Here is a 12268-nt window from a genome sequence, read left to right on the forward strand (position 1 = left end):
GATGCCGCTCTCAGCGAACAACGCGCGAGAGCGGTTGCTCGACAACCAGACCGAGCGCATTCTCGGCAAACCTCGAGACCGGCCCGACGGCGGTGTCGAGCGCCTCGTCGTAGCCGTCGCGGGCCTGGCCCCACAGGCGGCCCGACGAGCCGTTCGGCGTGACCCCGATCAGGGCGATGAGCTCACCGGTGGTGGGGATGCAGATCGCCCAGACGAATCGTGTCTCCGACTCCCAGTCACGCTGCGCCGCAGCGACGAACGCGGCGGGGTCGTCGACCTCGAGATGAGACAACGCCGGGACGTCGGTGATCCGCTCGTCCGCACGAAGCGCACGCAGATACCACGTCCCGGCGTTGATCTCGACTGGTTGCATTGCCTTGTTGTACGCCCGCCCTTCGAGGCTCGTCGCTTGCGCTCCTCGCACCTCAGTATCTGCGGCCTGGCGGCCGTCGTGGGGGTCGAAGAGTTCGTGCTGGTCACCGGCGCGTGGGGGGTTGATAGTGGAGGGGTGGGATGCGGTGACCTTGAATTCCTCCCTTGTGCCGAAGAGCCAGTACCTCAGTGTGAGGCGCGGGGCCTGCCACGGGAATCGTGGATTGTTGCTACGAGCACGCGGATTAGACTCCTGCATTTGTTTGCCCCGTCCGCAGCCCACTTCCGAGGACTCGAAAGGAAACCGAGATGGAAGTGCTGCATCCCCGATGCGCCGGGATGGATGTCTCCAAAAAGGATGTGAAAGTCTGTGTCCGCCTGGCTAGTCCGGGCCGAAAGACCGTGCAAGATACCACGACCTGGTCGTCGATGAGCGGCGACATTCTGCGGCTGCGGGACTATCTGATCGCCGAGCAGGTGACGTGTGTGGTCATGGAAGCCACCGGCGACTACTGGAAACCGTTCTACTACCTCCTCGAAGACGCCCCGTTCGAGGTGATGCTGGTCAACGCCCACGACGCCAAGAACCTCCCGGGCCGCAAAACCGATGTGTCGGATGCGGCGTGGCTGGCGCAGCTGGCCGCCCACGGGCTGTTGCGGGCCTCGTTCGTGCCGCCCGAACCGATCCGACGGTTACGCGATCTGACCCGCACCCGCACCGCGATCACCCGCGAACGCGGCCGCGAGATTCAACGGTTGGAGAAAGTCCTCGAAGACGCCGGCATCAAACTGTCGGTGGTGGTCTCCGATATCAACGGGGTCTCGTCACGATTCATGTTGCAGGCGCTGGTCAAGGGTGAACGCGATCCCGCCGTGTTGGCGGAGTTGTCGGTGAAACAACTCCGCCGCAAAATCCCCGCGTTGACCCAGGCGTTGCAGGGCCGCTTCACCGACCACCACGCGTTCCTGGTCGAGTTGCATCTGGATTTCATCACCGAACACACCACCCGGATCGACGCGTTGACCGAGCGCATCGAGAAGGTGATGGCGCCGTTTCAAGCCAAACGCGACCTGATCTGCACGATCCCGGGTATCTCCACCACCACCGCCGATGTGATCATCGCCGAGACCGGCGGCCAGATGGCCCAGTTCCCCACACCAGGCCATTTGGCCTCGTGGGCGGGAGTCTGCCCCGGCCAGCACCAATCCGCCGGACGGGTCAAAAACGTCAAAACCCGCCCCGGTAACCGTCACCTCAAAGGTGCTCTCGGGGCTACAGCGTTATCGATCGCCAGCCACAAAGGCACGTTCCTCAACGCCAAGTACCGGCGCCTGGTCCGCTCTCGCGGCAAACCCAAAGCGATCGTCGCCCTCGAGCACACCCTGCTCACCGTGGTCTGGATCATGCTCACCGACAACGTCGTCTACGACGAACCCGGCCCCGACTACCACCAGCAACGCCACCCCGAACGCACCAAGAACCGCGCCATTTACGACCTACACAAACTCGGATACGACGTCACCATCACACCCCACGGAGCGGCCTGAGCAGCCACCTCACCTAACTCTTCGGATTAGGGAGCAGGGGCGCTCGCACCTCAGGCAGCGAGGGAGCGGTGTGTCTTACTTCAGCTCGAGCAGCACCGTGCCCTGGGTGACGGCAGCGCCGGCCTCGATGGTGAGGCCGGTGACGACGCCGTCCTTGTGGGCGGTGACCGGGTTCTCCATCTTCATGGCCTCGAGGACGACGACCAGATCGCCGGCGGCGACCTCCTGGCCCTCCTCGACGGCGACCTTGACGACGGTGCCCTGCATCGGAGCGGCCACGGCGTCGCCGGAAACGGCTGCGCCGCCGCCCTTCTTGCGCGAACGTGCCTTCGGCTTCTTGCGGACGACGCCGTTGGCCGAGCCGCCACCGCCACCGAGGGCGAGATCGCCGGGCAGCGACACCTCGACGCGACGGCCGCCGACCTCGACGACGACGTTCTGCCGCGGGGCGGCCTCGTCCTCTTCGATGGGCTCGCCGTCGGTGTACGGCTCGATCGGGTTGTCCCAATCGGTCTCGATCCACTTGGTGTAGACGTCGAACTTCTCGCCGTCGCCGATGAAGGCGGGATTGGAGACGATGTGCCGGTGGAACGGGATGACCGTCGCCAGGCCCTCGACCTCGAACTCGGCCAGTGCACGACGCGAACGCTCCAGCGCCTGCTCGCGGGTCTCGCCGGTGACGATCAGCTTGGCCAGCATCGAGTCGAACTGGCCGCCGATGACGTCACCCTCGACGACGCCGGAGTCGACGCGGACGCCGGGGCCGGTCGGCTCCTTGTAGACCGAGATCGGTCCCGGGGCGGGCAGGAAGTTGCGGCCGGCGTCCTCACCGTTGATGCGGAACTCGAAAGCGTGGCCGCGCGGGGTCGGGTCCTCGGTGAACTCCAGCTTCTCGCCGTTGGCGATGCGGAACTGCTGACGCACCAGGTCGATGCCCGCGGTCTCCTCGGTGACCGGGTGCTCCACCTGCAGGCGGGTGTTGACCTCGAGGAACGAGACCAGCCCGTCGCTGCCGACCAGGAACTCGACCGTGCCGGCGCCGTAGTAGCCGGCCTCGCGGCAGATGGCCTTGGCGGACTCGTGGATCTTGGTGCGCTGCTCGTCGGTCAGGAACGGGGCCGGGGCCTCCTCGACCAGCTTCTGGAATCGACGCTGCAGCGAGCAGTCGCGGGTGCCGGCGACGATGACGTTGCCGTGCTGGTCGGCGATGACCTGGGCCTCGACGTGGCGGGCCTTGTCGAGGTAGCGCTCGACGAAGCACTCGCCGCGACCGAACGCCGCGACGGCCTCGCGGGTGGCCGACTCGAACAGATGCGGGATCTCCTCGATCGTGTACGCGACCTTCATGCCACGTCCACCGCCGCCGAATGCCGCCTTGATGGCGACCGGCACGCCGTGCTCCTGGGCGAAGGCGACGACCTCGTCGGCGTCCTTCACCGGATCCTTGGTGCCGGGGGCCATCGGTGCGTCGGCCTTGAGCGCGATGTGGCGCGCGGTCACCTTGTCGCCGAGGTCGCGGATCGACTGCGGGGACGGACCGATCCAGATCAGCCCAGCGTCGATGACGGCCTGCGCGAAGTCGCCGTTCTCGGACAGGAAGCCGTAACCCGGGTGGATCGCGTCGGCGCCGGACTTCTTGGCCGCGTCGAGGATCTTGTCGAAGACCAGGTACGACTCCGCCGATGTCTGCCCGCCCAGTGCGAAAGCCTCGTCGGCGAGTTTGACGAACAGTGCGTTCGCGTCGGGCTCGGCGTACACCGCGACGCTCGCGATGCCTGCATCCCGGGCGGCGCGGATCACGCGGACAGCGATTTCGCCACGGTTGGCGATGAGGACCTTGCTGATTGCGGACGGAGTGTTCGCAGAGGTACTGGGCACTTGTTCTCCTGGGCCTTACTCGTACTCAGGTGCACGACGCGGTAGCGCACGCGACACGTTTGGCGGACGTCGGTCAAGTCTGGCGGCCCGCCGTCACCGGCCGGGATGTGGACGGCGAGGGCGATGCGACACCTTCGCGATGCAGGTGTCGCGACCTTCCGGGCAATACCCTAGCCCACCGAGCAATCGTTCGGTGGAGCCCTGGGTCACAACGCCGGAGAGAATGTGCTCGCATCACCGAGGCGTCGGACCAGTTCGGCGAAAGCACGCAGGTAGGCGTGGACGGGACCACCTGTCGAGTCGATCGCCCAACCGTCTTCGGAACGGGCCTTGGCGGCGGGAAATGTGACGTTTCCCTCATGTTGTGCACCCGGGGTGTTCGCCGAGGCGGCGACGCCGAGCTCACGCAGCGGCGACTCGCGCGGGAACCGGGCGGAGTACCGCAGCCCCGACGGGGTGCGGTTGATCCAGATGTACACCTCGTCGGGCGAGTAGCTGTGACTGCGGAGGACCTTCGCACGCCCCGCGTCGGCGGCCCCGGCGCCCGGCGCATAGCGCGTGTCGATGAACGAGATGACGAACCGCGGGCCACCCTCGTGCCCGATCAGATCGGCCACCCGCAGGAACGGCAGCGAAGCGCCCTGACGCCCGTGCTTGAGCGCGGCGGTGGATCGGACGACGGCCTGGTCGAACGTCGGGGAGTCGGACATGTCCAGACAGAAGGGAGCGACCCCGACGAACCAGCCGAGGGAGGTCAGCCAGCGGGCGTCGTCGCGCGTGTGCCGCGGCAGCACACACCGGAACTGCCGATCGCCGGTCAGTTCGTGGTGCACGACGGCGAAGGCCGCCAGCACTCCGGCGGTCAGCGTGCCGCCGGCCTCCGAGCAGATCGCGGTGAACCGGTTGGCCGTCGCGTCGTCGGCGATGACGCCCCACAGGGACTCCTGGGGGAGCGCTGTGTCCGCGGTGCGATGGTCAGCGGTCGCCTCGTCGGAGACGCGATCGTCGGGGGTGTGATCGTCTCGGATCGGTTCGGCCGTGTACAGGCCGGGCATGTCACCGTTGCCGGCGGCCAGGAAGGCCGACCACAGCCCGACGGCCGGGTGGTCGCGACCGGTCTGGTCTGCGAGCCGGCGCTCCTCGGCGCTGAAGTCGACATAGCTGCCGACCTCGGGCAGATTCGCGCCACGGTGCTCGCGGGCCGCCCGGTACATCGACACCAGTTCCTGCTGGGCCATGATCAGCGAGTACCCGTCGACCAGCGAGTGATCGGCGGCGAAGAGGAGCGTGAACGAGCGTTCGCGTCCGACCGTCGCGAACCGGTAGGCCGGCCAGTGCAGCGGTGCGGTGGCGCGATCGAACGAGCCCGCCAGTTGCTCGACGAGCGGACCCGACTCGGCGTACCAGCCGACCCGGCCCATCTTGAGTTTCACGGTTCCCGGCGCGGTGGTCAGCCGCTGCAGGCCGGAGCCCTTGATCACGACGTGACTACGCAGCACCTCGTGCCGGTCGATCCACTGGGTCAGCACCGACCGGATGGCTGGAATCGACAGCGGCTCGTCGAACTCGATGCTCAACCCGAGCCAGGCCTCACGTCCGCCCTCGCGACGCGTGCGGACCCGGTACTCGAACGCCGCCCGCAGATGCTGCTCGTGATTATGCGAGGTCAGGCGCGAGTCGTAGTCCCAATTACCCAGTCCGCCCGGCACATACGGCGTCCACTCGACGAGACCGCCGGGCGCGATGGGTTCGTCGCGGATCTGGATGAACTTCATGCCCCGGGCGTGTCGGGCACCTGGGCGCGAACCTGCGCCTTGATGCGGCCCAGCATGCCCGCCATACCCCGCAGGCGCAGCGGACTCACGGCGCTGCCGAGTCCCAGGTCGTAATAGAAATCCGATGGCACGTCGAGGATTTCGCGCGCCGACGCGGTGTCGAGTCCCTGATGCAGGATGGCGGCGAAACCGCGGGTCGTCGGCGCCTCGCGCGGAGCGCTGAAATACAGCCGCACCGACGACGGGTCCGCGGCGTCGACGGACAGAAAGACCGGCGACTGGCACTCGGGTACCGGTTCCATCGCATCCTGCTCGAGATGCGCCGGTATGTCCGGCAATTCGCCGGCGAACTCGAGCAGGAGCGTGACCTTGTCGGAGTCGCCGAGTGCGCCGAAGTCGTCGACGATCTCGGCCAGGGCTGGAGGCAGACTCATCGTGCGGTCGGGTTCACTCGGTGCCGGGAACGGCGCCCGGCTCCTCGCCGACGGCGATCGGCACGCGCACCGCGTTGCCCCACTCGGTCCACGATCCGTCGTAGTTGCGGACCGCGGTGTGCCCCAGCAGATGTGTCAGCACGAACCAGGTGTGGCTCGACCGCTCACCGATGCGGCAGTAGGCGATCGTGGGCGTCTTCGGGTCGAGCCCGGCGTAGATCTCGTCGAGTTCGGCGCGGCTGCGGAAACGGCCGTCGGGGGCGGCGGACTTCGCCCACGGGATCGAGATGGCGGTCGGGATGTGCCCGCCGCGCAGCGCGCCCTCCTCCGGGTAGTCCGGCATGTGCGTGCGCTCGCCGGTGTACTCCTGCGGAGAACGGACGTCGACGAGGGGCTCGGTGCCCAGGGCCTCCAGGACCTGCGGCGCGAACGCGCGGATCTTGGCGTCGTCGCGCTCGACCACCGGGTAGTCCGACCGCGGGTAATCAGGGACGTCGAAGGAGGTGTCACGGTCCTCGGCCATCCAGGCGTCGCGGCCACCGTCGAGCAGGCGGACGTCCTCGTGGCCGAACAAGGTGAAGACCCACAGCGCGTAGGCGGCCCACCAGTTGCTCTTGTCGCCGTAGATCACGACAGTGTCGTCGCGTTCGATTCCCTTGCTGCGCATCAGTTCCGCGAACTGCTCGCCGTTGATGTAGTCGCGCGTGACCGGGTCGTTGAGATGAAGGTGCCAGTCGATCTTCTGAGCGGTCGGGATGTGGCCGATGTCGTAGAGCAGCACATCCTCGTCGGACTCGATGATCTTGAGTCCTTTGGCGCCGAGATGCGCCGACAGCCACTGGGTCGTCACCAGCCGCTCGGGGTGGGCGTAGTCGGCGAAGGCCGGATTCGGGTCGGTGTCAACGCTCACGGTGCTCTCCAGCTCGCTGTTCGGACGTTCCGCGTGGATCACGCGCGGACCATCTGCGGTCCCGCTGATAAAGCGTAGGGCATCGGCCGGACCGTGCTTCGATCAGACGACAAACGCCAGGTGAAGCGGGTCCCGCCTGCTACGTTCGCCGAATGATCGATCGACGCGGGCCCCTCGCGATGCGGTGGGCGGTCGCTCTGGCCGCCGTGGTGACACTGACCGTCGGAAGCGGATGCGCACTCATCCCGTCCGAGGATTCCGGGGAGTCCCGTCCGTCGTCCGCGTCGACGAGCAGCGCACCGAGTCCGACGCCGTCGCGCTCACCGGACCCGACCGGCGACGCCGACGCGGCGCAGTGCCGGCCCGACGACTGCCCGAAGTTGCCGACGCCGACCGCGGAACTCATGACCAGCGGGGTCACCCCGGCCAACGTGGACACCGCGGTGCCCGACTACCTGACCACGCTCCTCGACGACCTCGACCAGACATGGGGTGGGTGGTTCGACGAACTGGGCTGGGGCGACCCGGCACCGGGACGGGTGCTGATCGAGTCCGGCACCTCCTTCGCCACGGAGTGCATTGCCGGCGACGAGGATTCGGACCCCGTACCGATCCCGTCCGACGAGGCGAACGCGTTCTTCTGTGGAGTGGACACCGAACCGAACGGAGAGGGCACCCCGACCGAGGGCAGCATCGTGCTCCCGGTCGACACCTTCGCGGCCATCTGGGACGGCAACGTCTTCGGGGTGCCGTCGCCGATCGTCGGCGACTTCACCGCGGCGATCGTGGTCGCGCACGAGTACGGCCACAACGTCGTGTTCCGGATGGCCGAGGCGTTCGACATCCCCGACAGCCGTCTCCCGGCCGGCAAGAACAGCGAGCTCATCGCCGACTGCCTGGCCGCGAACTGGGGTGCAACCGCCTACCAGCGTGATGCGCTCGGTGCGCGGGAGATCCTGCAGGTCGCGACGCTGCTGCCGATCATCGGCGACACCGGCGGCGCCTCCGGACACGGCTCGGCGCGCGAACGTGCGGTGGCGTTGACGGTCGGACTGACCGGCCCGCAGTTCAACCGCCAGGGTCAGCCGGTCGACTGCATCGAGCGGTACTGGCCGGAATTCTTCGAGGTGGAGTAGGGCCACCTCAGGGAGCGGGTCGTCGTCAGTGGCGCCAGAAGTCGGTGACCGAGAGCCCGACGTCGGCCAGGAGGGTGCGGACCAGCGGCAGGCCGATACCGATGACCGATGACGGGTCGCCCTCGATGCGCTCGACCAGCCAGCCACCGAGACCGTCGAGGGTGAAGGCGCCGGCCACCTGCAGGGGTTCACCGCTGGCGACATACCGCTCGATGACGTGGTCGTCGGCGGCGGCGAAATGGATCGTGGTGGAGCTCGTCCCGCCGGCGGTCGCGGGCCGGTCGAGGCGGATCAGGTGATGGCCGGTCAGCAGGTCCGCGCTACGACCGCCCATCTCCGACCACTGCGCGACGGCGCGTTCGGGGGTGTGCGGTTTGCCGAGCAGCCGGCCGCCCAGATGGAGCATCGAGTCGCAGCCGATGACGGCCACGGGGCTGCCGGACCCGGCGAGTTCGGCGATCTCCGGAAGTGCCGCAACGGCTTCCGCCTTCGCGCGGGCGAGTTCGGCGACCACCACACCGGCCGGTGTGGAATCGGGGAGCGCGGCGAGGAGCGCATCCTCGTCGACATCCGACACCCGCACGACCGGCTCGACGCCTGCCGCCCGAAGGATGCGGAGCCGGGCAGGGGAGGCCGAACCGAGTACGAAGATCGGGCCGGGAGTACCCGGCCCGATCTCGGATTCGGATGTCATCGTCAGTAACGCAGGTTGGTGAAGCTTCCCGGACCGCCCCACTGCGGACGCAGCCGGTCGATCGGGTGGCCCCAGTCGTTCCGGGTCTCGGGCTCGGCCGAACCGCCGCCCGAACCGGCGCCGGCGAGGACGGTCACCAGCACGGCGAGGTCCTCGTCGGTCGGATTGCCGCCGACGACCGTCAGGAACGGACGCTCGGACTTCGTGGAGTCTTCGCTCACGGAATTCTCGCTCTCGGAACTGACCGCTGGTGTCACAGGGGGATGTTGCCGTGCTTCTTGGGCGGCAGGTTGACCATCTTGCGCTCGAGCAGCTTGAGCGCGGTGGCGATCTGACCGCGGGTGTGGCTCGGCGGGATCACCGCGTCCACGTACCCGCGGGCGGCCGCGACATACGGGTTGACGAGGGTGTCCTCGTACTCCTCCTGCAGCTGCAGACGCAGTGCGTCGACGTCCTCGCCCTTGGCGGCCGCGTCCTTGAGCTGGCTGCGATACACGAACCCGACCGCACCCGAGGCGCCCATGACGGCAATCTGGGCGGTGGGCCACGCCAGGTTCACGTCGGCACCCATGTGCTTGGAGCCCATGACGTCGTACGCGCCGCCGTAGGCCTTCCGGGTGATGACGGTGATCTTGCCGACCGTCGCCTCGCCGTAGGCGTAGAGCAGCTTCGCGCCGCGACGGATGATGCCGCGGTACTCCTGATCGGTGCCGGGAAGGAAGCCCGGGACGTCGACCAGGGTGACGATGGGGATGTTGAAGGCGTCGCAGGTGCGCACGAACCGGGCGGCCTTCTCCGAGGCGTCGATGTCGAGGCAGCCGGCGAACTGCGTCGGCTGGTTGGCGACGATGCCGACGCTGCGGCCGTCCACCCGGCCGTAGCCGATGATGATGTTCGTCGCGTACTCGGCCTGCACCTCGAGGAACTCGTCGTCGTCGAGGATGCGACGGATGACCTCGTGCATGTCGTAGGGCTGGTTCGGCGAATCCGGGATCAGCGTGTCGAGCTCGAGGTCCTCTTCGGTGAGGGTGTCCTCGATGGAACCGGCGGCCGGCTGCGCGACGGGCAGACGCGGGGCATCGGCGCGGTTGTTGCTCGGCAGGTAGCTCAGGAGTTCCTTGACGTACTCCAGGGCGTCCTCTTCGTCGGAGGCGACGTAGTGCGCGGTGCCCGACTTCGACATGTGCGTGTGGGCGCCGCCGAGCTCCTCCATCGTCACCTCTTCACCGGTGACCGTCTTGATGACGTCCGGACCGGTGATGAACATCTGGCTGGTCTGGTCGACCATGACCACGAAGTCGGTGAGCGCGGGGGAGTACACGTGACCGCCGGCCGCGGCGCCCATGATCAGCGAGATCTGCGGGATGACACCGGAAGCACGCACGTTGCGGTGGAAGATCTCGCCGTAGAGGCCGAGCGAGACCACGCCCTCCTGGATGCGGGCGCCGGCGCCGTCGTTGATGCCGATCAGGGGGCGACCGGTCTTGATCGCGAGGTCCATGACCTTGACGATCTTCTCGCCGTAGACCTCGCCGAGGCTGCCGCCGAAGACGGTGGAATCCTGCGAGAAGACGCAGACCTCGCGACCGTCGATGGTGCCGTAACCCGAGACGACGCCGTCGCCGAGCGGGCGGCGCTCGGCGAGTCCGAAGTTGGTGCTGCGGTGCCGGGCGAGGGCGTCGAGTTCGACGAAGGACCCCTCGTCGAGCAGGTGGGTGATCCGTTCCCGCGCGGTGAGCTTGCCCTTGGCGTGGGTCTTCTCGACGGCGGCCTCACCCACCGGATGCTTGGTCTCCTCGAGACGATTGCGCAGATCGGCGAGCTTTCCCGCCGTCGTGTGGATGTCGGGAGCGGCGGCGTCGTCGCGCGAAGCAGTGGTCATGACTGACGATGCTAACTACCCGAGTGTGAGCCACGTCAACCGGATCAACGTGAGATATCCCTCAGGTTTACGAGCGATCGGTCGGTGGGCACTCGGGTCGACCGTGAAACCGGTGGTATCCGTTCGTGCGGAGGCGGCGGCCAGTAGTTTCGTCAGGTATGAGTCTCGACGCCGATCTGCTCCGCACCCGTCTCACCGGCACCCGCTGGCACCGGATCGAGGTGGTCGAGGCGACCGGTTCGACCAACGCCGACCTCGTCTCGCGCGCCGCCGGCGAATCCGTCGGGGGCACCGTGCGGATCACCACCGACCAGACCGCCGGACGTGGCCGCCACGCCCGCACCTGGACCGCGCCGGCCGGCACGCAGCTGGCCATGTCGGCCGCGCTCGACGTCGCCGACCACACCGAGGACCTGGGCTGGCTGTCGCTGCTGGCCGGACTCGCCGCGGTGCAGGGTGTCGACGACGCGATGGGGATTCGTCCGACGCTCAAATGGCCGAACGACGTGCTGATCGACGGCAAAAAGGTCGCGGGCATCCTCTCGGAATACACCCGCAGCGACCATGCCGCAGGTGGCCCGGGAGGCGTGGCGGTGATCGGCACCGGGCTCAACACCACGATGGCGGAGGACCAGCTGCCGGTCCCGACCGCCACCTCGCTCCGGCTCGCCACCGGCCGCGACGTCCCGCTGACCGAGCTCGCCGCGTCGTACCTGCGGGCGCTCTCCGAGCTGCTCGACCTGTGGCCGCACGACCTGGACGGGCTCGCGGCGCGGTACCGCGACGACAGCGACACCATCGGCCGTCGCGTACGACTGGTCCTGCCCGGCGATCGTGAGGTCGTCGGCACCGCGACCGGTGTCGACTCCTCCGGCCGGATCGTCGTCGACGCCGACGGTGAGCAGGTGGTGGCCGCCGCGGGGGACGTCACCCACCTGCGGCCGGAGTGACTTCGACTCGGCTCGTCGCTCCGCTCCTCGCCGGCTCAGCCGGCGGGGCGCTGGACGCTCTTGCCGGCCATCGCCGGGATGATCGTCAGCGAAGGCAGACCGATCACCAGATGCACGATCGCGGTCTCGATGCCCACCGAGATCTGGTTGTAGGTCAGGATCGGGATCAGCACGGCCGCCACCAGCAGCAGGCCGACGATCCACCGGTAGAACTGATCGGGTGACGGCGTGACCAGGTGCAGCACGTACCAGAGCGCACCCGCGGCGAGCGCGCACAGGAAGCCGACGACGCCGAACCAGAGCTCGCTGGCGGCGACCGGGTTCCACACGCCGAACTTGCCCGACTCGTTCACCTTCTCCACGAATGCGGAGATGATCCACGCTACGAGCCATGCCGCGAGGCCGGTCACCACGCCGGTCATGACCACACCGCCGGCGAACGTGACGGGGTTGATGTCCGGGCCACGACGGGGCTTGGCGGGCTGGCCGGGCCGGCCGTAGCCAGTCTGGCCCCCGTACGGATCCCCCGCATAGGGATCGGCGGCGTACGGATCGCGGGCATACGGATCGTTCTGGCTGCTGTAGGCACGCGACTCGGGTGTGTAACCGGACTCGTAGCGCGCGGTCCGCGGGTCGCGGGGATCCTGGTAGCTCATGGCGTTCTCCTCCCCGACCGGTCGTGGGAGCCG

General features: G+C 68.0%; 12 protein-coding genes. 3 read left to right on the forward strand and 9 right to left on the reverse strand.

Translation table 11 applies throughout. The features are described from left to right. Positions 1-10: 10 nt before the first annotated feature. Positions 11-373: a hypothetical protein gene (locus tag GR168_RS08595; RefSeq protein ID WP_065632783.1), complete on the reverse strand. Its 363-nt coding sequence runs from the start codon at positions 371-373 to the stop codon at positions 11-13. Positions 374-681: 308 nt separating this feature from the next. Between GR168_RS08595 and GR168_RS08600 the strand changes: the two genes are divergently transcribed. Beyond that, entirely contained in the window at positions 682-1920 is a 1239-nt protein-coding gene (locus tag GR168_RS08600) for an IS110 family transposase (RefSeq protein ID WP_137808541.1), read from the forward strand. Between the two features lie 75 nt (positions 1921-1995). Here GR168_RS08600 and GR168_RS08605 read toward each other — a convergent pair whose 3' ends face one another. The 4 genes from GR168_RS08605 to GR168_RS08620 all read right to left on the reverse strand — a co-directional run bounded on the left by GR168_RS08605 (position 1996) and on the right by GR168_RS08620 (position 6917). After that, the gene (locus GR168_RS08605) at positions 1996-3798 is read right to left on the reverse strand and encodes an acetyl/propionyl/methylcrotonyl-CoA carboxylase subunit alpha (RefSeq protein ID WP_159370534.1); all 1803 of its coding nucleotides are present in this window, start codon (positions 3796-3798) and stop codon (positions 1996-1998) included. Positions 3799-4004: 206 nt separating this feature from the next. After that, the gene (locus GR168_RS08610; protein ID WP_159370535.1) at positions 4005-5573 is read right to left on the reverse strand and encodes a condensation domain-containing protein; all 1569 of its coding nucleotides are present in this window, start codon (positions 5571-5573) and stop codon (positions 4005-4007) included. Next, entirely contained in the window at positions 5570-6007 is a 438-nt protein-coding gene (locus tag GR168_RS08615) for a SufE family protein (RefSeq protein WP_058252692.1), read from the reverse strand. Before GR168_RS08615 ends, GR168_RS08610 begins: the two co-directional genes overlap by 4 nt. Before the next feature lie 13 nt (positions 6008-6020). After that, positions 6021-6917 (reverse strand): sulfurtransferase, encoded by an 897-nt coding sequence (locus GR168_RS08620; protein ID WP_055475116.1) that lies wholly within the window; start codon positions 6915-6917, stop codon positions 6021-6023. A 152-nt stretch (positions 6918-7069) separates the two neighbouring features. Here GR168_RS08620 and GR168_RS08625 point away from each other — a divergent pair, with 152 nt between their 5' ends. Continuing rightward, on the forward strand, positions 7070-8053 hold the full coding sequence (locus GR168_RS08625; protein ID WP_223258870.1) for a metalloprotease: 984 nt from the start codon (positions 7070-7072) through the stop codon (positions 8051-8053). A 25-nt stretch (positions 8054-8078) separates the two neighbouring features. On the opposite strand, the gene GR168_RS08630 is transcribed toward GR168_RS08625, so the two are convergent. The 3 genes from GR168_RS08630 to GR168_RS08640 are packed head-to-tail and all read right to left on the reverse strand — an operon-like array spanning position 8079 to position 10629. Next, entirely contained in the window at positions 8079-8747 is a 669-nt protein-coding gene (locus GR168_RS08630; RefSeq protein ID WP_065632787.1) for a Maf family nucleotide pyrophosphatase, read from the reverse strand. 2 nt (positions 8748-8749) lie between these two features. Beyond that, positions 8750-8968 carry an acyl-CoA carboxylase subunit epsilon gene (locus GR168_RS08635; RefSeq protein WP_171011626.1) on the reverse strand — a complete coding sequence of 73 codons (219 nt, stop codon included), beginning with the start codon at positions 8966-8968 and terminating at the stop codon, positions 8750-8752. Between the two features lie 32 nt (positions 8969-9000). Beyond that, positions 9001-10629, reverse strand: coding sequence for an acyl-CoA carboxylase subunit beta (locus tag GR168_RS08640; protein ID WP_055475049.1), 1629 nt, complete (start codon positions 10627-10629; stop codon positions 9001-9003). Positions 10630-10787: 158 nt separating this feature from the next. On the opposite strand from GR168_RS08640, the gene GR168_RS08645 reads away from it, so the two are divergent. After that, positions 10788-11579, forward strand: coding sequence for a biotin--[acetyl-CoA-carboxylase] ligase (locus GR168_RS08645; RefSeq protein ID WP_159370536.1), 792 nt, complete (start codon positions 10788-10790; stop codon positions 11577-11579). Between the two features lie 35 nt (positions 11580-11614). Here GR168_RS08645 and GR168_RS08650 read toward each other — a convergent pair whose 3' ends face one another. Next, the gene (locus tag GR168_RS08650; RefSeq protein WP_159370537.1) at positions 11615-12235 is read right to left on the reverse strand and encodes a hypothetical protein; all 621 of its coding nucleotides are present in this window, start codon (positions 12233-12235) and stop codon (positions 11615-11617) included. Positions 12236-12268: the final 33 nt, after the last annotated feature.

Source organism: Gordonia sp. JH63, assembly GCF_009856645.1.
Lineage (GTDB): Bacteria > Actinomycetota > Actinomycetes > Mycobacteriales > Mycobacteriaceae > Gordonia > Gordonia hongkongensis.